This window comes from Alteromonas sp. K632G, assembly GCF_017653625.1.
GTDB lineage: Bacteria > Pseudomonadota > Gammaproteobacteria > Enterobacterales > Alteromonadaceae > Alteromonas > Alteromonas naphthalenivorans.
Window position 1 is genome coordinate 130,856 of the sequence record NZ_JAGGDM010000009.1, and the last position, 19,296, is coordinate 150,151.

The window sequence follows — 19,296 nt, forward strand, 5'->3', positions numbered from 1 at the left end:
TATTAGCACTTCGCTAATGCCCGGGCTGTTATCAAGCTAATGAGAAGCAAGCGCATAACGCTTAACCGCATTAATATTTCAATAATATATAAACTGCAAATAGCAGCGCTAATATGTGCGTCTGGATAGCATTAGCAACAGGCTAACGGGACAACTCATAAACACACATATTCACGGCACTGGCCAAGTTGAGCGAATCTATTTTACCGCTACCGGCTATGGTGTATGCCTTCGCATTAAACGCAGAAAGTGCCGCTTTAGGAACGCCGCGGGCTTCATTACCAAATAAGTAGCAGTCGAAATCTGAAAACGACGGGGCGGTAACGGCTTCACCTGCCATATCTAAATAGGCGAACCGGCTAAAGCGAGTTTGCAATGCATCTAGGCTCACGTCTAATTCAATAGGTACGTGAAAGATTGCCCCCATACTCGAACGCACCACTTTAGAATTGAAGGGGTCCACACTATTGGGGCTTAGTAACAAAGAGAAATTATCAAACCAGGCTAGTGTTCTTAATATGGTGCCCAAATTCCCTGGGTCTTGCACTTCGTGCAGATACACATAGCGCTGCTTATCTTTATGTCTAAGCGCTTGATTCGAATGTTTGTCCGACACTTGCTCTAGAGTATTGGTCGCGCCAGGGGTAGAACTAGGTAATGGCACACAGGCAATAATACCTTGCGGTGTTTTAGTATCACTTAGCTGTGACATTTGCTTTTGGGTGACGTTTACTAGGGTAAACCCTGAGTCAAGCGCCCTCGCCTTTTGCTCAAAGTCATCGGTAATATAAAGCGTGATAGATTCAGCTGATGGAGCACTACTCGCATTACTGTATGCATTGGCCCTCACAGCTTTTACTAATTCTAAAACTAGGTGTTCGCCTTCCACCAAATAAAAGCCAAATTGCCCACGGTATTTTTTCTGATGTAGCTTTTTAACATCATCAAGTTTCATCATATTATTTTTTCCGTTTTAGGAGGCGAAGCGCACAGGTGCATTATTGTTTATTTATCGTGGACGCTATTCGTGCTCAAGCAAGGCGAGTTTATCTGGCACACCATTCCATACATCGGCGTCTTCGGGCGGCGCTTTTAGTTCAATAATATTAGGCCACTTCGCTGCAAGCTCTTCGTTAATGGCCAAATACGGCTTTTGCGCATCCGTGAGGTGCGTATCTTGAACAATGGCATCGGCAGGACATTCAGGCACACAAAGCGCACAATCGATACATATAGCAGGATCTATGGCTAAAAAATTAGGTCCTTCAAAGAATGCATCTACTGGGCATACTGCAACACAGTCTGTGTACTTACAGTTTATGCAATTGTCTGTCACTACAAAGGTCATTTGCACCTACATGCTTGGGTTATTATTTCAGGGTGCCAAGTTTAAATTAGCCTGTGTAAAACTCAAATTTCTTTTTACTCTATTATTCTAGGGTAAATAAGCTAATTAACCCACTGCTTACCCGTGATTGCAGCTAGTATTAGTCTTGTTGCTGATTTACCATACGCGCGCCCTGACGGAGAGGCCGTCCGGCAAAGCCAAGAGTACCTATTATTATGTTGCGTTTAACCGATATTAAATTACCGCTAGATCACGATGAAGTTGCGTTAGAAAACGCAATTTTGCATAAGCTTCAAATCACAAAATCGATGCTTCTTGAAACCACGGTATTTAAACGCGGTTACGATGCGCGCAATAATAGAGACATCCAGCTTATTTACACCCTTGATGTAACGGTAGAAAACGAAGCTGCGCTGCTTGAAAAATTCGCCAAAGATACCAGTTTGCGGGTAACCCCTGATATGCGCTATAAGTTTGTCGCTACTGCTCCGGAAGAAGTAACCGACCGCCCAGTGGTTGTTGGCCTTGGCCCTTGTGGATTATTCGCTGCGCTTATTTTAGCCCAAATGGGCTTCAAACCTATTGTGCTTGAGCGAGGCAAAGCCGTTCGTGAACGTACCAAAGACACCTTTGGTTTTTGGCGTAAACAACCGCTAAACCCAGAGTCGAATGTACAATTTGGCGAAGGTGGCGCAGGTACATTTTCTGACGGCAAGCTATATAGTCAGGTGAAAGATCGCAAGCACTATGGCCGCAAGGTATTGAACGAATTTGTTGCTGCTGGCGCACCTGAAGAAATCATGTATGTGAGTAAGCCACATATCGGTACATTCAAACTGGTGAGCATGGTAGAGAAAATGCGTGAGCAAATCATTTCTCTAGGTGGTGAAATTCGTTTCAGCACACGTGTTGAAAGCTTAGATTTAGACAGCGCGAATTCAAAACCGGCTGATGCAGCAAACACAGACTCAAAAAGCCATAAAATTAAAGGGCTATTCTTGTCTGATGGCAGCTACCTACCCTGCACCAAAGTCATTATGGCTATTGGTCATAGTGCCCGCGATACATTTCAATCGCTTTATGACCAAGGTGTGTACATAGAGGCTAAGCCTTTTTCCATTGGCTTTAGAATTGAACACGAGCAAAGCATGATCGACAGCTGTCGATTTGGTGAGAACGCTGGCAATCCTATTTTGGGCGCAGCCGATTACAAGCTCGTTCACCACTGTAGAAATGGTCGTACCGTATACAGCTTTTGTATGTGCCCGGGCGGCACCGTGGTGGCAGCTGCGTCTGAACCTGGCCGCGTAGTGACTAATGGTATGAGCCAATACTCTCGTCATGAACGAAATGCCAACAGTGCTATTGTGGTAGGTATTACGCCAGAAAAAGATTACCCCGAACACCCCTTGGCAGGTATAGATCTTCAGCGCAAATTGGAAGAACTGGCATATAAAGTGGGCGGTGAGAATTATCATGCTCCGGCTCAGCTTATTGGCGACTTTTTAGCCGGCAAACCAAGTGAAGAATTAGGCGAGGTAAAACCTTCCTATACCCCAGGCATTACCCTGACTGATTTAAGCAAGGTTGTTCCTGATTTTGTTATCGAATCTATCCGCGAAGCCATTCCCGCATTCAATCGTCAAATTAAAGGCTTTGCTAAAGCTGACGGCATGCTTACAGGGGTTGAAACCCGCACGTCATCGCCTGTGTGTATTAAACGTGATAAGCAATACGAAAGCGTGAATATTGAAGGCTTGTACCCTGCCGGTGAAGGTGCGGGTTATGCCGGTGGTATTTGGTCTGCAGGTATTGATGGAATTCGCGTTGCAGAAGCGGTTGCACTGGCTTTGGTGCCTTTTGATTCTAATACCTAACTCCCAGTAGCATTTCCTCCATTGCTTATATGGGGGAATACGGTCAGTTTTTATTACTGACCGTTAGGGAGTCATTTAAGCAAACCAAATAAACGCCATTTCTTTCGATGCTGTGCCAGCGGAATTCTTACTACCCGCTCTTCAGTATCGCAAGGCTCGACTTTAGCATCGACCTGAACATTGTTAAGTTCAAGCGCTAACTGCTGTGCATACGCTTCATCTACACCACTTACTAAGGTAAAGCGCTCAGTTGAGCTAATGGCTTTAGCCATTTGAATCACTTTTGACAGCGGTAAATCAACCAATGTACGCAGCACTTTTAGTGCAGATACCGTATCAATATTATTTCCACTTATAATGACTTTATACATAGTTGACTCTATTCGTCTTCGGTTTCAGATTCTGGCATTTTTGTACTGCTAGAGCTGCTTGAACCGCCACTGATGCCTCCACCCGCGGCGAAGCCCCCCATACCGGCTAGGCCTATACCTGCTGCTCCTAATCCAATTTCGCCAATCGTTGCTGCACCCGCTAAGGCAATAGGAACGGTTGCTAATCCAGCGGTAGATACTATTGCAATTCCAAGCCCTACCATAGCAATTCCAACGCCGATTTGCTCCCATTCATAGCCACCAGCCACTTGATTTAACTCTAATTCAGTAAGTTGTTTCATATCCTTGCTTTCCTTTTTAGGTATTCAATTAATTCGCTAGTGTTGTCTAGCAAGGAAAGCTTACTAACAGGAGAGAAAGTAAAATACTGATCTTCGGCTTAGTTATCGAGCAGTTTTAACCATTTTTAATAAAAAAGGGCCATTAGGCCCTTTCATTTATCGGCTTTGATTAAGCAATCAATCATCGCCCAACTGTTCTGCGGTCGCTCTCAAATTATTAGCATTTTCAACGAACTGAGCCGCTACTGTCGTATCATCAAAGAGGTAGTTGAAGTCGATATAATCGCCCTCACCTTCATCAGAGACGAAAACCGAGAACCCAGTAGTACTCAAAGCAAGATACACTCTACCATCAATATCTATGCTCCCATCATCGTTTAATACATAGCCGAAGCTGTCGTTTACTTCTGAGTAAGTGCTATCGGTGTAAATAACCACATTGCTGCCGTCAAACTGTAGATAAGTGGTGTTCCATTCACCGCTTTGCGAAGTATCTACCAATACTAAGCTCTTATCTTTCAACGAATCAAACGACGCAACAGATGTGCCTTCTCTTAACACCGTTTCATAATCATCAGCCGCTTGCTGAGTTCCGAAAAACGGTACTGGCGCGCCTAAATGCGCGCCTATCGTGACGCCATCAGAAGACAACAGAAATGCTTGAAGCCCGTTGGGCGCTGCAACATCACTTGCTTGTAATAGAATACTGTTGTCTGCGGCAACTAGATAGCTCCCACTTTCACTGCCCTGCGGCAATCCTTCGAAGGTACGAACATAAGTATCATCTGCTTCTAGGCTCAACGCTATCGATGCATCGTCTACTGTGTACAACCCGTTTTGCTCGACACCATATAACGTTGTACCTAAGTAGTCTGAGGGCGTCACTAAATTGACAAACGCTTGAGGCGGCAGCGCGGGTAAATGTGGGTGCTCAGGCAGCGTTGCGGTTACAGGACGATTCGCCTGTTTCGACACGCGGCGATTATCCTGAACAAAGTAGTCGACTATGCCATCGAAGCCGCCTCTTCCATCTTGCTGACTGAAGTCGAACTCGTGCAGATTAGTAATATGGTAAGCATCGCCAACTTGAGCAAATATCGACCATGTACGACTGTTGTACAAATAGCAATCGGCTGATTCATTAAAACAACCGGGCCAACTATAATCGGTTGAACGGTAGCGATTTATTTGTAATTCTCCATTCGCTTCCACGGACCAATTCCCATACATTACCAAAATTTCTTCCGTGGTAATGTTACCGTCGCCGTTATTATCAGCAACTTCAATGGTGTACGCCTTTCCGTTTGGCCAAAGCTCCCACCAAAATTCATTGAGACTATCGCCATCAAAGGCGTAGGTGTATATACCTGGCACTGACGCTACGTCGAACTTATCTTCTGCGGTTACCGCACCGCCTGCGTCGACCTTAAATGACTCATTCTGCCCATCTGAGGAGATCCCGCTAACTGCATAAAGGTTATTGTCGCTTGAGTCGGTTAGTTGTACATAAGACAGTGTTGTTCCATCATCAAATGTAATGACGAGTTCGTTAATGTCAGGGTTCAACGCGTAAGGTTGCTTCATCCATGTAAAATCATTATCTACAACACGTGTACTACCCGTTCCGTCTTGGTTGAATTCGAACGTGTCTGAGGCCCAATTGTAGGTAAATAAATTACTGTCATCAGTATCAAATAGCGAAGAGGTGATAGGCAGTGATAGCGCTTTGTTATCGGCACTATCAATGGTAATTTCAATAGCATTATTTAACGCAATCGCAGTAACTTGCGTAGGGTCGCCAAGAATATTGTGAATATCTTCCAATTCACCATTGAGGTAATACTTTGAGTAGAGCAGCTTCATTTCAAATGTCACCACCCCATCTTGCTCATTTAGCGGCAAAAATGTCATTTCATGGTAAGCATATTCAACTTCAACTTGCTGAATAATCCCATCAAAGTTTAGATATTCATTTTGAGTAAAATGATACTCTCCATATTCAAACTCTAATGTTATTTCATTGTCATCACTAAATTTCTCAGCTTCAAACGTGCCTAAATAAGTACTGTAAGTTGCTGTCGTGTCACTGGTTAAGGTGAGCTTTTTACCTGGATCTGAAATGAGTGGGTTATAGTAATCAAGCAGGAAATAGGTAGTAGCCGATGCGTCTAAGTCACTCTCTACTAACTCTGGGTCTGCTATAATTTCTTCGTAGGCTGACTCATACGCTTCGGTATTTTCAACAGTCTCGATATAGGCAGCGGAAGCTTCTGGGTTTTGGACTAGTGCTAACGTGTCAGCTATACCGTCAGGCAACGCTAAACTAGCATCGTCGCCCGCTTTGTCTATCGCCACTTTTATCGCGGTTGCTAACGCGAACTTCTCTTGCTGTGAAACCCGAAGATTCAATGCCGCTAACGTTGCGTCATCAACGATGGGATCGCCGAGGTTTTCTCGCTGCATTAAGCCGGCGTTTGCAGTGGTAACGTTGGTCACATTCACGCCGAAAAAATCATCTTTGATCACCTCGCCGTCACCGTTAGAGGCTTCATTGAGCGCTTCAAACGAACCTAGCACTGACATAAGTTTCGCTTGCGTTTGCGACCCTACGCCACTGGCTACAATAGACACCATTTTATCCGTTGCATCATCATCTACATTCAATGTAACGGAATAACTTCCATCGCTACCAGCCGTCACTTCTTGTTGCTCATCGCCTACATTAATCACAAGGTTTGCATCACTAATAGGCGAATCAGTCACTAGCCCTACTAGGGTTAACGATTCACTTTTCTGAAGTACATTAACGCTAACCGTTTCGGTAGTCGTCTCACCTTCATCATCTTCTACGGTAAGGGCAAACGATAACGTTTCATCGCTGTCTACAGAAGGCGCGGTAAAAGAGAGCGTTGAGGTCGTTGTGCCACTTAGCTCAACATCTGCGCCCCCCGTTTGCACCCACAAATAGTTGGTAATTTCACCGTCGTCTTCAGCTACAGCGGCGATAGAGTGCGCCTCTTTTTCTTCCACTTCCTGGGCTGAGATTGTGATTATCGGTGATGCGTTGATGTGAGTAACGGTAACAGACACACTATCTGTGGCAGTTGCCCCAGCATCATCAGTAACGTTAAGTTCGAACGTGAGTATTTCGGAAGGTTTCACATCTGGAGCCGTAAATTCAGCAGAAGCTTGGTCTGCATTTGTTAACGTGACCTCTACGCCTTCGGTTTGTACCCAGCGGTAAGATACAATAGTACCATCATCATCTACACCACTACCGGTAAGTGTTACCTGCGTATTTTCGTCAACGGTGGCATCCTCGCCGGCTTGGGCGACGGGAAGACTATTAACCACCTCTTCATTAACTGCTTCTTCTTCGTTAACAATAACATCTTCTTTGTCATCGTCGTTACAACCCGACAAGGCTAATACCAGTGATGCAGCAATAATGCTTTTCTTATAATTTGCTCTGATAAACATGAAACACTTCCTTATACTTTTTATTGGTTAAACATTAAACTAAAAAAGCATAATCCTGATCGCCCCCACCTTTCCTTCCTTAAATCGCGCAACTTGAACGCTCGCAACTAAAGCCTGATAAATCGAAGCCAGGCAAAACCAAAAACATGACGTGAATAGTAAACACAAAAAAAATTCTAATTTTTTTGGAAAATACCTGCGCATTTTCTTTCTACCCCAACAAGTGGAACAAAAACACAATAGCCCCACAGCGAATTTCGACAAGGTGAAGGGCAATGAAGTCGTGTGAGGTTAATGGGGCAGAACGAAAAATACGGTTCATGGTGAAATTTGAACAGCAGCTTAACTGTGAAATAGATAGAAGAGCGGTAAGCCACGACATATGTGATATACGGGTAAGTGATATGGCCAACGCCCTGAATATGGACGTGTCGACCCTTAGGCGTTTATGCCAGAAACACTACGGTAAATCGCCTAAGGCTTGCATAGATACGTTGCGTATTGCAGAAGCTAGGAAGTTGCTCTTAGTGGGTGAAAGGCCTTCCACCATAGCCGATAAGCTCGGTTTCTATGAACACAAAACCTTCTCTACCTTGTTCAAAAAATATGAAGGTGTGAGCCCCGTAATTTTTACCCAAAACGATAATGCAAAGGCCTTTGCGGCATACCGTTAACCAGTTGTCGCTGCGCCTTCGCTAGGCTTAAAAGCAAGCTTACTCTTAGGTGTTTATCGATGATCTTAATGAGGATTAACCACTGTAAATCGCTCATCGGACACAGCCCAATACCCTGAGTCACTGATGATAAGTATTTTATAGGCATTTCCCTGACCATTAAATTGCGCTGGATCTAACCCATACTCTCCCGAGTTGGGTGTCCTACTTGTCACTAAATACCAACGTCGTTTCAACACAGTAGTGATCTGCGCATTGCGTCCGTTGCCAATATTAATAGGGTTGTCGTGAAGTACATATATCCCTACGGCATCACCTTTTAACGCGGCATTGTCCCATTCAATAGTATTACGCTCGCCCACATTATAAACCTCAGAAGCTTCAGGTTTACTTACAGCATCAACGAGTAAACGAGGATTGATGGTATGGGTAATGCCGTTATCTATCGCAGTGCCATTTAGTACACCAAATGCGCCATCACTGAGTGACCAATAGCCTTGATCGGATACCATCATTACCTTAAAGCCCTGCCCGCCATTTGCCATAAGAAAGAAAGGATCTATCTCTACTTCGCCCGTATTAGGCACCTGCTTAGCAAACATCTGCCAGCGCAAGCCTTGTATGTTTTCAAATGAATCAAACGCTTTGGCTTCAAAATTTAGTTTATGATTGATATACAAAGAAATGCTTTCGCCTTTAAGGGCATCTTTATTCCACTTAAAGGTAAAAGGCGTACCCATTTTAAGGCTATCCCCGTGGGTTGGCGCGGTTACCCCAGCAACTCTTCGATTACTCACTAAGCGATTTTGCCCCTCTAACACCATCATATCGAGAGTCTTGAAATCAGGTGTTATTAACACCTTTGGGGACAATATACTGGCAAGCGTTTCAGCATACTCTTTGCGTATGGGAAGCGAAGTTGACGTTGCTAACATTTCTTCCGCTTTTAGGGCTTCTCCTTTAACCGCATACGCCGAGGCCAGTGCTAAATGTCTTTCAATATCATCGTTCTGAGTATGAGTGAGCCCATATTCAATCGCTAAATCAGTAAAGCCGGCGCGTAGAGCAGTATGAATAATATAAGCGGTATACTCGCCCAAGGTGTCTTTTTCCGCCAATGCATAAATATCGGCTTGCTTCACTGATAATCCCAAACCTATCTCACTATTCACTGCCACTAACGACGAGAAAAATGAAAGAGAGGCTGTTGAATTCTCGTCGGATACGCCGTCATTATTTCTCAATGTTTTTATTTCCGCTGACTTGATAACCGATAGCGCGCTTGTGAAATCATTGACAAGATACAAGGCTATCGCTTGTTTCACCTTTAACCGAGAACACCGGGGGCGTTGCGCGCACAACGCAACCGCAGATTCAATAAAAGACACACTTTGAGCATACATTTTACCGTAGGCATAATAGTTGTGTTGCTGCTCATAAACTTTTATTAATTGCTCCTCAAATAAGGGAGCAAGTGCAAGGTAAATACTTTGCTGCTTACTTAATAAAAACTCTACCAAAAGAGGGTCATCTATTAGCGACGCGGTTTCTAATAGATATCCATATAATTGCGCGAGCTCTGGATTGGTTGCATTATAGGCTTGCCCACCCAACGCCAACGATGATTTCATTCGTGATGCGGCACCATTCCTCTCGCCGGCTTTGGCTAGCACTAATGATTTCATACCTTCAAACCATGCTTTTTGGTGAGCCGGCATATCTGCTGGTAAGGGCTGCTCAACCCTATCAAGTAACTTGGCTGGTGCATGTTTAAGCAAAACTTCCCACTGAAATTTTTGCAATCTAAACTTGTCTTCCGGCAACATTTGTTTGTCGAAATTATTCAGAAGACGCGCCAGAGTATCTAGCACTTGCGGCCTTTGTGTGCCAGCGTAGTCGACCTTAGCGTTAAGGAATTCGCTTTCAAACGTACTTGGTAAATCGTTATTATATTTCGTAAGCCAGTGGGTGGCGCTGCTCAAATCACCACGGTAATAGGCTATTTTTGCCTGCATCAATGCACCGCTGGCACCATCTGTATCCAACCGCTCAATAACGTACTTTGCTTTCTCTATATATCCTAAGTTCAATAGCGTTTGAGATAAGGTGGCAACAATTGATGCACGGGTTTCACTATCACTCAATGAGGTCGAAAATGCGATATCAACACCATGATTAATAAAGTCAGCGGCACTCAATGCGCCGCCGCCTTCTGATTGTGGTGAGTGCGCTAAAAATAACTCGTCGTAAAAGGAAAGCGTCTGCTGTGTTTTCCTCGATTCTTGAATTAGCGACTTATTTTGCATGAATAGCGCAGCAGCCCCTATCGCTAGCACACAAGGGATAATGACGGCAGATATTGCAGTAGTGGGCGAACGTTGAAACCATTTTTTGTAATAATAAGACTTGCTACTTTTGAACCACTTAAGTGGCCTATTAGCGAATAAACATTCAAGTGCATCGTTAAATTGCTCAGCACTTTGAAAGCGATCCCTTGGGTCGGCAGATGTGGCTTTTTCAATTACTGCCTCAAATTCAGTATTGAGCATATGGTGCTGAAACATAAACGCCATTACTTTACCCAGCGCATATATGTCATCGGTAACTTTTGCCTGGTTGCCACTTTGTTGTTGTGGACTAGCATAATCGTTGCTGACGGCGGTTAGTTGTTGGTTATCTGGATGGCTTAACGAGTGTGAAATACCAAAATCGAGTAACTTTGGTTGGTTGTGTTCATCTACAATAATATTCGACGGTTTAATGTCAGCGTGAATAATACCGCACTGATGTGCTTCAAACAGCGCACTACAAAGTTTCATTAATATTGAAAGGTAGGCGTGAGTAGTGTGCGATAAATTCTGTCTATTTGATAACGTTGCTTCAGACAATGGAGCACCATCAATGTATTCCATCACCAAATAAGGTACGTCTTCTTCAGTGACATCGACGGTATAAATTTTCGCGATGTTAGGGTGGTTTAAATTGGCTAAATGCTGCGCTTCTTTTTGTATAAAGTTATCACCCGCTAAATCTGCAATTGATGCGAAAACAAACTTAACGGCGACTTTTTGTTCTATCAACCCATCATTTCGCTGACCTAAATACACCGCGCCCATTCCGCCTTCGCCAAGCTTTTGCTTCAGCAGATAAGGGCCGACTTGTTTACCTTCTAAGGATTTCGCGTGATTATCATCACATAGTAAATCGGCTTGAGCCCCCACTAACTGTGTGAAGCCACTTCGTTGTTGATTCGCATAATGTGCATCGATCAATGCCAAGGTTTCAGCAAATATTGGGGCTTCTTTGGGACATAACTGCGACAAATTTTCGCGCATTTTAGCTTCATCCAACCCAATAAGGTGCTGAAAAAAGAGTAAGGCATTTTCAAACTTCATGAATAGCTCTTATGGTTTAACTGAACAACATTAAGGCGGGGTGAACTATGCGGCTTCGCACTGAACCCTAAGGTAAGCTTTTGCCGCCGACAATTCGTTGTAAACCGTTGACTCGCTTAAATTGAGTTGAGAGGTTATTTCCCCTACATTTTGCCCTAGATAATAGTGAAGAAGCGCTATTTGGTAACAACGCTTAGATACATTTTCGAGTGAAGATAACGCATTGTCGAAACTAAGATATAAACCTGAGTCGATAGAAGCGTCGGTTATCTGTACCACGTCTTCTAAATCGTTAGTGCGTTTTTTCGCAGAGCGCTTTTTAATTTCATCTTGCAACATCCAGCGCACAAACACCGCGAGAGAAGCATAAAACTGCTGCCTGTTTTCAAAGATTTCATCAGGAGCAGTCAGTTTGATAATGACATCGTGAAGGAGGGAGGTGGTATTAGGAAGCTTGTCGAGCAGGCTAAGCCCATTGTCAGACTCCGCTTTTTTGCTAATTTGCTTTTTCACCATGCCTTTTAAATGATAGTAGACAATACTACGAAGCTGATTGGCACTTTTTAAATCGTTATTGATTACCCAAGCGTTTAACACTTCGGTAAATTCGCCGCTTGTATCCCTCAAATGAACATCTTCCATACTGCTGCCTAGCGCATTGGCTAATCACTTTAATTACCAACATAGAAATAATATGGCGATTAGTCAACGCTTAAATGCACTTTATCTTAAGTAATAATTCAAAAACCCTAAACTCAACCACAGTATAATCATTTGTTATTACTAACAATTACTTACACTCATTAATCAGGACATTTAACATAGAGCTCACCATCGTAAAGCCCTTGTATGGTGAGTTTCTGATTAGACAAAGACCGCAAATAGTTAATGTGATCATCCTCTATTAATTGCCCAGGAATAAGCAGTGGAATGCCCGGGGGGTAAGGTGTCACCAACCCAGCGGCAATGCGCCCCGCACTTTCCTGCCAAGGTATAGACTCCCGCTTCCCGAAAAACGCTTTTGAGGGTAAAGCCACTAAATTAATAGGTGGTATGGTGGCAGGCATAGCACTTCGGCTTTTACTTTTATTCAGGGAAACCTTGCCTTCATCTAGCTTCTTAAGGGCGTTATATAGTCTGACAATTTTAGAACGCATGCCGCCTAATGTTAGCAATACTAGAATAGTGCTATGAGTAAACTTCTCTATTTCTAACCCCACTTCGTCCATCAAAAATCGATGAATTTCTTGATTCGAATATTCAAGAGCCGAAATATCGATAAGAATTTTAAGCGGGTCGTGGCCCATATTGTCTTGTTCAAAATGGGGGAATACACGTGCAAAGTCGGCTTTCTCTAAAATACGAATTCGACTAAAGCGCGCTACCTGCTGTTTCAACTCTTCCACGTTAGCCAGTAATTCGTTAAGAATTTTGTAGCCTTCCATTTCTAACTGCTGTCGACACACATCAAGGGATGCCATTAGCTGATATTTTGGTGATGTACTGGTGTGAATGCTGTAAATCTCTTTAAAGAAATCACGGTCGAAGTCAGGGTCGTTAACGTGAATAAACGAGGCTTGAGAGAACGCCGAGACTACTTTATGTGCTGAATGGGTAACGTAATCAGCACCGGCTTCAATAGCGGAATACTCTCTAAACTGAGGATGAAATAAAGAATAGGCAAACCACGCTTCATCAATAAACACCTTAATACCGTATTTGTGCCCTAGTGCCACCACTTGTTTCAAATCAGTAAGCAGGCCATCGTAGGTACATCCCGTCAGCACAATCAGCTTGGCGTCAGTATTCGCTTCAATAACTTCTTTTAACTGCGACAAACGAGGCGGTGAAAATATACCGTAGTCTGGGTTGAACACGCTGTCTAAATACACGGGCATAGCGCGGGCTTGCACAATGCCGTAGTGCACCGACTTATGGCAATTTCTGTCAGCGATGACTTTATCGCCTTCTCGCAGTAAGGTTTGCAGAATAATTTTGTTTGAGGTTGATGAACCATTAGTCACGAAATAAGACTGCCTAACTTCAAAGGTATTGGCGACATTCGCCTGAGCCCTGCCAATAGCGTGAGTACCATCTGAAAGTGAACCGAGGGAGTCAACACTTACTGATAAATCACTCACAAATACATTTCGCCCAAAGAAGCGGTAGAAATCACTGATGTAGGGAGAGTTTCTAAAGCTTGCCCCACCGCTGTGACCTGGCGTATGCCAAGAATCATTCGCTTCTACCACATAGTCTTTATAAGCGGTCCAAAACGGCGTTTCGTTTCTGTCATCAAAATCGTTGATGATGTAACCCAAAATAGATTCCGGATCGGAAATAATATCATTGCGATAGAAAAACGACTCCATGCCACTGGCCTGATTCACAATATCTAAACCCTTTATAGCGTCGCCCAATACATAAACAGGCAACTCTCTGCGGATCGCTTTAATAGCACTAATCACTACTGCATTGTTTTCTAGCTTTGGTTTTTCTTTCTTCTTAGCCTGATTAAAACTTGTGCTCATACTCACTTCATCAAGTAAAACCGTGGTATCCCAGCTAAATACCACAGCCTGTATTTCGCCGTCGTTTCTTACCACATCAAGGGCGCGTGATACTGAAATTGCCTCGACAACGCTCATTTCGATATCCGGTCTGTCGAACAGTTCGATGGTGGAGCGAATACTGTCAGACAATTGCTCTAACAATTCTTGTGAATCTTCAATGATAAGAATTTTTAATTTTGGAAGCATAGTATGGTTAACGTAAGTAATTAGAAATAAGCTAAAAAAGGAGTGTACGCCTGAATTGATAAATTGTCAGCGTACCTGTTTCCATGCACGGAGAAATGCATTCTTTTGATAGGGTGAATATAGATCACGGGCTCTATCCCACAATCTGCCAAAAACTCAATTATAAGCGAACGCCAATACCCTTCATTATTTAAAAAAACTTGCTTCTTAGCGTCACTAAAAACACACTCCCCCAATAGTATTAACAATAAAGAGGCAGTGATGGCTTTCGAATTAAAAATTGAAAACAAGGTAGCACTTATTACCTTTGATGACGGGAAAGTAAACGCAGTGGGCTTTACCCTTATTGATGCGTTAAATAACGCATTAGATGAAGCTGAGCAAAAAGCTGATGCAGTAGTAATGTACGGCGGTGCCGATAAGTTTTGCGGCGGCTTCGACCTTTCCGTTATGAAAGCTGAAGATAAAACCGAACAAGTAAAATTAGTCCAAGCAGGTGCCGACTTAATTATACGGCTGTACAGCTATCCTAAACCCCTTATTGTTGCCGCTGAAGGCCATAGTATCGCACTAGGGGCAATATTTTTGATGGCCGCTGACTTACGTATAGGTAAAGATGGTGAAACTAAATATGGCTTAACAGAAACCGCTATCGGCATGGTTTTACCTGCGTTTGGTATGGAACTGGCGAAATCACGTTTAGCCCCTACATCTTTAACCGAAGCGTTGCTCTTTTCGCGTGTATATCAAGGGAAGGAAGCAGTAAAAGTGGGCTATTTGGATGCAGCAGTGCCTCAAGATCAAGTACTTGCTACCGCAATGGGCTATGCTGAAAAACTTAAAATGTTGCCTGCGAAAGCGTTTGCAGAATCGAAGCTACAACTTCGCAAAGAAACGCTATCAAAAATGCGTGGCTAAACAAAAAACTAAAATGGCACCGAAAAGGTGCCATTTTCTGCTCGCGCTGTTTCAATATTTTCGTTAACTAACGAAGCGTGCTTCATTGTGTACCAGTTGGGCGTTTTAACTAATGCACTGCACCTGAAGTTTCTTCAATTTTCGCTTGAAGTTCTCCTCGCAAACCCAATTCGAAGCCAAGTTCTGCAACCACAAACAACGGCCCAATAGCCAAGCCCATAATATCGTCTACGAAGGCTGGTTTTTTGCCTTCAAAATGATGCCCAACAAATTGTAAAATCCAGCCGCCAACAAAAATACCGATTGAAGCAGATAGCCATAACCATGTTGCGCTCTGCGCTAAAGGCTGTGCGATGTAAAGCAAAGCCCCTGTTAACACCACCATAGTTAAGCCAAGTTTCACATCTAACTTTAAGTAAAATACATTACCTATTACCCACACGAGCAACGCAGGGCTTAGCAATAATGCACCTACAATTGGCGCTGTAACTTCAAAAGCCGGGCGGCTTAACAAGCTTAAAAACGCAAAAACAATAAGGGGAATACCAATGTAATGGGTAAAGATATTACGCTGATCTCTATGGTATTTAGCGTACTCACTTAAATGCTGCTCAAGCGTTTTCATTTAGCTACCTGTAAACTTTTTCTTATATTGGGGAGAGATTATCGAGAAAAAGCACTTCACACTGTCGTAAAGCCGACAATTAGTTCAAATTGATAAGTAGTGCATACCATAGTCGGCACCATTAGGGCGAAGCTCCTAAAAAAGGTTTAATCGCCAAAGCCACTAAAAATTGCCTTATCGCGCAATATAACTTACCTTTTTGAAGATAAAGATAAAACCAAAAATCATTGAGTTATAAATTTTACAAGGATGTTTCATGCGCAAGGCCATTCGCTTTAGGCTACTTTACTTATTATTCGCCGTTGCTACTTACGTTTTAGGCTTCACCTTATTACCAGAAACCATTAGCTCTTCATTCGACCAGATACTTTCTGCTGGCTTCCTGATTGCCTACTTTGTAATACTCCCCGCTGTTTTTTGGTTTTGTGTAATTAAAATCGGTGAGCAGAAAAAATGGAAGATTATTATTCCGTTCAGTATTGCCAGCGTGGTGGCCCGTTATTCCATGCCCGACACTCTTGCTAGTTACTTTGAATTTTTAAGCTGGGTGCGCTACCCCGTTATTGCCATACTGCTTATTATTGAGTTTGTGGTTATTTATCACGTGGTTTCCATGTTGTGGAAATCGAGAAAGCTGAAAGGTGACCCACGAATTAATGCGTTAATTGACAACATTGACGCAGACGATAAGAAAAGAGAAGTCACGTTAATTATGGCTAGTGAACCGGCAAGCTGGTATTACGCTATTCCTAAGTTTACAAGAAACCATACTGCCACTTTGACCAATTTATCCTTACTCAGCGCCAAACGATGGCACTTCGCTTTAGTACTGTTAGGCTTAATTGCTGTGACGTGGGTGTCTTATTCTTTATTAATTTTATGGAGTGAAATTGCCGCCATTATTGTCGCGTCGGTCATTTTCTATTGCATTATTAGTGTCACGGCGAGTCATCGAATTAGCAGGCGCTTTTCTGTTTATTGTCACAATAATCACCTCATTGTGAATGCCACCTTTTTCAATCTGCTTTTTATTCCCTTATCGCACCTTAAAGCTTGTGAAGCAGGCGAGTGGAAATGCGACAAAGAACAATTAAAAATAGGTCGCGGTACGGCGAATATCAAGCTTACCTTTTCAACTCCCGTTTATTGGTTCACGCTGATGGGTACTTTTTGTGAACGCCCTAGCGAAGTCTATTTGTGTGTAGATGCACCACATGATCTCGTGAATTCTCTAAATTCTGGTCACTTAATAGGTGGAAACTCGAGCGCTGAGCCGACTGATGACAATATTGATAAACAAGCGTGTGCTTAACGAACTTAATATAATGTAGTCAGTAAGTCATGATGCGAAGGTGTTTAGTGTGGTTAGTTGCTCAAATAGTGCGATAGATAGTAGGTAAATAAAACACCGCCTTAGCTTGAATAAGCTAAGGCGGTGTTAATTATTACGGTGTTCTTTGTTTCGGTGCTTTCAGCAGTGCTTTTTTTACCACTTAAAACGCTATTACAGAGACGTTTTGAATTCTATGCGAGCAGTCGCACCGTCACCAATAGTCACGTTGTTAATACCGCCACCAACAAGGTAATTGGTATCAAATATGTTTTCTACATTTAACCTTACATCAACTTGTTTACCCATAATATCAGTACGGTATGTCGCACCGATATCAACACGGCTGTAAGCATCTTTTAGTACGGTATTGGCGTTGTCAGCATAGCGCTCGCCCTGATAAAAGATACCCGCATTTAATGCTAATTTCTCAGTAACTTCGTAGCGGCTCCATAATGAGGCAGACCACTTAGGCGCATCAACTGGCGTGTTACCTTCAAAGTTTTCATCTTTTTCATACTCAGCATCTAAATACATCATAGATGTCATCACAAACCATTTATCGCTTACCGCACCTTGTGCAGCAAGTTCTAGGCCTCTGTGAGTTTGCTTACCTGATTGGGTGGTAACCGTGGTGTAAAGTGGGTCGTTCAATAACTGCTCTGAAATAAGGGTTCCCGTTTTTTCTATATTAAATAGTGCACCATTCAACAATAGACGTTCTGATACTTCCCATTTCGCGCCCAACTCAATTTGCTTCGACGTTGTTGCATCTAATTCCATACCAAAGTTTTGATCAAGTTCGTCTTCAATGGTTTCACTTGATTGAGGCTCAAACCCTTCTGAATAGTTCACATAAATCGTGCTGTTCTCTGCTGGGTGATACAACACCCCAACTTTTGGCAGTAAAGATTCGTTGTCAGCGCCTTCACGACTCTGCTTATCGAAGCGACCACCAATGGCAACTTGCCATTGATCGTTAAACGTCATCAAATCTTGGAAATACACACCGTAATAATCGTATTCAGTGGTACTTAAGGTTTCATCATTATTGAAGTTTAAATCTGGTTTAGCAGGCTCTGGTTGCCCTACGGTGTAGGAGATTGAATCCCCTCTTTCGATAAGCTGGCCATAATAATAATCCAGTGAGTTTCCGCCAATAAGGATATTGTGCTCGATACCACCAAACGAAACTTCACCATTAAAATCGATAAACGCGGTTTTAAATTGCCAATCATCTGAACGATCGTATGGGTTAGAGGTATAGCTGTTACCAATTTCGTAATCTGAAGGAAGTCGAGGCGATGATTCAAAACGCTGTCTTTCAAACGATTGCTCGTTGTAACCCACCTTCACTTGCCACTCTGGATTCATGAAATAGGTTAATTTAACCCCTTTGTTTTCAACATGGATATCAGTGAACGCCCACGAGAAGTCGTTAATGGTATTTCTATTACTTATTACGTTAGCATCTTCATCTAACCATGCGCCGGTATCTAAACCTGCTTTATCGTTAGTGCGATCGTAATAAGCATTCACTATTAAGCTGTCGTTAATTTTATGTTCAAGCACCAATGAACCTAGGAAACGATCACGCTCTCTTGTTTCGCCATTTTGATATTCGCGATCGAAATTAACATCCTGCTTTACCAATACCGCGCGATAGCCTGTGTCTTCGGTAATCTCGCCACCAGCATCTAGCATAAATCGTGTAGAACCATATTGGTCGGTGTCTGCGCTAACTTCCAATAAACGAGATGCCGTAGGTTGCTTGGTTACCATATTAATAAGCCCACCTGGTGCAGACTGACCATATAGAATACTTGAAGGCCCTTTAATAACCTCTACTCTTGAAAGCGTTTCGATTGGCTGTTGATAGTGAGACCAATGTTGATGTCCGTCACGTAAATAGCCGGTAGAAGAGCTTAATTCAAAGCCACGAGAGCTGAATACTTCACGGTTTCGTTGTTTAGAACCCGGTGACAAACTTGCATCGTTATTGAGTACTTCCCCTAGCGTGGTGGCAAGCTGCTCATCAATAATAGTTTCTGGGATTACTGTTACTGCTTGAGAGGTTTCAAGCAATGAGACATTAGCACGCATAGCACCGGAAGCATCACCTACTTTATAGTCGTTAAAATAGGTACCTTTTACCTTGATTACTTCTACTTCGCTTTCGCTTGTCATTGTTTCTTCTGCGTAAGCCGCATTCGATAA

The 19,296-nt window shown here is 43.0% G+C and carries 14 protein-coding genes; 4 read left to right on the forward strand and 10 right to left on the reverse strand.

The features are described from left to right. Positions 1-142 precede the first annotated feature (142 nt). Positions 143-955: an RNA methyltransferase gene (locus tag J5X92_RS10815; protein WP_208805785.1), complete on the reverse strand. Its 813-nt coding sequence runs from the start codon at positions 953-955 to the stop codon at positions 143-145. A 66-nt stretch (positions 956-1,021) separates the two neighbouring features. Then, entirely contained in the window at positions 1,022-1,348 is a 327-nt protein-coding gene (gene fdxA / locus J5X92_RS10820) for a ferredoxin FdxA (protein WP_013783175.1), read from the reverse strand. 215 nt (positions 1,349-1,563) lie between these two features. Between fdxA and J5X92_RS10825 the strand changes: the two genes are divergently transcribed. Beyond that, the gene (locus J5X92_RS10825) at positions 1,564-3,225 is read left to right on the forward strand and encodes an NAD(P)/FAD-dependent oxidoreductase (RefSeq protein WP_208805755.1); all 1,662 of its coding nucleotides are present in this window, start codon (positions 1,564-1,566) and stop codon (positions 3,223-3,225) included. Between the two features lie 71 nt (positions 3,226-3,296). Here J5X92_RS10825 and J5X92_RS10830 read toward each other — a convergent pair whose 3' ends face one another. The 3 genes from J5X92_RS10830 to J5X92_RS10840 form a co-directional block, all read right to left on the reverse strand. Continuing rightward, the gene (locus tag J5X92_RS10830; protein ID WP_208805756.1) at positions 3,297-3,596 is read right to left on the reverse strand and encodes a hypothetical protein; all 300 of its coding nucleotides are present in this window, start codon (positions 3,594-3,596) and stop codon (positions 3,297-3,299) included. Between the two features lie 8 nt (positions 3,597-3,604). Further along, the gene (locus tag J5X92_RS10835; protein WP_126871629.1) at positions 3,605-3,898 is read right to left on the reverse strand and encodes a hypothetical protein; all 294 of its coding nucleotides are present in this window, start codon (positions 3,896-3,898) and stop codon (positions 3,605-3,607) included. 177 nt (positions 3,899-4,075) lie between these two features. Further along, positions 4,076-7,378 (reverse strand): hypothetical protein, encoded by a 3,303-nt coding sequence (locus J5X92_RS10840; protein ID WP_208805757.1) that lies wholly within the window; start codon positions 7,376-7,378, stop codon positions 4,076-4,078. 275 nt (positions 7,379-7,653) lie between these two features. On the opposite strand from J5X92_RS10840, the gene J5X92_RS10845 reads away from it, so the two are divergent. After that, positions 7,654-8,052, forward strand: coding sequence for a helix-turn-helix transcriptional regulator (locus tag J5X92_RS10845; RefSeq protein ID WP_013783170.1), 399 nt, complete (start codon positions 7,654-7,656; stop codon positions 8,050-8,052). 65 nt (positions 8,053-8,117) lie between these two features. On the opposite strand, the gene J5X92_RS10850 is transcribed toward J5X92_RS10845, so the two are convergent. The 3 genes from J5X92_RS10850 to J5X92_RS10860 all read right to left on the reverse strand — a co-directional run bounded on the left by J5X92_RS10850 (position 8,118) and on the right by J5X92_RS10860 (position 14,206). After that, positions 8,118-11,447, reverse strand: a complete 3,330-nt coding sequence (locus tag J5X92_RS10850) for a protein kinase (RefSeq protein ID WP_208805758.1) — start codon at positions 11,445-11,447, stop codon at positions 8,118-8,120. Between the two features lie 45 nt (positions 11,448-11,492). Further along, positions 11,493-12,089, reverse strand: coding sequence for an ECF-type sigma factor (locus tag J5X92_RS10855; RefSeq protein WP_208805759.1), 597 nt, complete (start codon positions 12,087-12,089; stop codon positions 11,493-11,495). 161 nt (positions 12,090-12,250) lie between these two features. Next, positions 12,251-14,206, reverse strand: a complete 1,956-nt coding sequence (locus J5X92_RS10860; protein ID WP_208805760.1) for an aminotransferase class V-fold PLP-dependent enzyme — start codon at positions 14,204-14,206, stop codon at positions 12,251-12,253. Positions 14,207-14,467: 261 nt separating this feature from the next. Between J5X92_RS10860 and J5X92_RS10865 the strand changes: the two genes are divergently transcribed. After that, the gene (locus tag J5X92_RS10865; protein WP_208805761.1) at positions 14,468-15,124 is read left to right on the forward strand and encodes a crotonase/enoyl-CoA hydratase family protein; all 657 of its coding nucleotides are present in this window, start codon (positions 14,468-14,470) and stop codon (positions 15,122-15,124) included. Positions 15,125-15,233: 109 nt separating this feature from the next. On the opposite strand, the gene J5X92_RS10870 is transcribed toward J5X92_RS10865, so the two are convergent. Further along, a complete protein-coding gene (locus J5X92_RS10870; protein ID WP_057790391.1) occupies positions 15,234-15,749 on the reverse strand; it encodes an Mpo1-like protein in 516 nt (171 codons plus the stop codon). Between the two features lie 256 nt (positions 15,750-16,005). Between J5X92_RS10870 and J5X92_RS10875 the strand changes: the two genes are divergently transcribed. Next, positions 16,006-17,061, forward strand: coding sequence for a hypothetical protein (locus J5X92_RS10875; RefSeq protein ID WP_208805762.1), 1,056 nt, complete (start codon positions 16,006-16,008; stop codon positions 17,059-17,061). Positions 17,062-17,253: 192 nt separating this feature from the next. On the opposite strand, the gene J5X92_RS10880 is transcribed toward J5X92_RS10875, so the two are convergent. Beyond that, entirely contained in the window at positions 17,254-19,266 is a 2,013-nt protein-coding gene (locus J5X92_RS10880) for a TonB-dependent receptor (protein ID WP_208805786.1), read from the reverse strand. Positions 19,267-19,296 lie beyond the last annotated feature (30 nt).

Coding starts and splice junctions, on each gene's coding strand:
- J5X92_RS10815 (WP_208805785.1), bottom strand. CDS start 955: ATGAAACTTGATGATGTTAAAAAGCTACATCAGAAAAAATACCGTGGG.
- fdxA (WP_013783175.1), bottom strand. CDS start 1,348: ATGACCTTTGTAGTGACAGACAATTGCATAAACTGTAAGTACACAGAC.
- J5X92_RS10825 (WP_208805755.1), top strand. CDS start 1,564: ATGTTGCGTTTAACCGATATTAAATTACCGCTAGATCACGATGAAGTT.
- J5X92_RS10830 (WP_208805756.1), bottom strand. CDS start 3,596: ATGTATAAAGTCATTATAAGTGGAAATAATATTGATACGGTATCTGCA.
- J5X92_RS10835 (WP_126871629.1), bottom strand. CDS start 3,898: ATGAAACAACTTACTGAATTAGAGTTAAATCAAGTGGCTGGTGGCTAT.
- J5X92_RS10840 (WP_208805757.1), bottom strand. CDS start 7,378: ATGTTTATCAGAGCAAATTATAAGAAAAGCATTATTGCTGCATCACTG.
- J5X92_RS10845 (WP_013783170.1), top strand. CDS start 7,654: ATGAAGTCGTGTGAGGTTAATGGGGCAGAACGAAAAATACGGTTCATG.
- J5X92_RS10850 (WP_208805758.1), bottom strand. CDS start 11,447: ATGAAGTTTGAAAATGCCTTACTCTTTTTTCAGCACCTTATTGGGTTG.
- J5X92_RS10855 (WP_208805759.1), bottom strand. CDS start 12,089: ATGGAAGATGTTCATTTGAGGGATACAAGCGGCGAATTTACCGAAGTG.
- J5X92_RS10860 (WP_208805760.1), bottom strand. CDS start 14,206: ATGCTTCCAAAATTAAAAATTCTTATCATTGAAGATTCACAAGAATTG.
- J5X92_RS10865 (WP_208805761.1), top strand. CDS start 14,468: ATGGCTTTCGAATTAAAAATTGAAAACAAGGTAGCACTTATTACCTTT.
- J5X92_RS10870 (WP_057790391.1), bottom strand. CDS start 15,749: ATGAAAACGCTTGAGCAGCATTTAAGTGAGTACGCTAAATACCATAGA.
- J5X92_RS10875 (WP_208805762.1), top strand. CDS start 16,006: ATGCGCAAGGCCATTCGCTTTAGGCTACTTTACTTATTATTCGCCGTT.
- J5X92_RS10880 (WP_208805786.1), bottom strand. CDS start 19,266: ATGACAAGCGAAAGCGAAGTAGAAGTAATCAAGGTAAAAGGTACCTAT.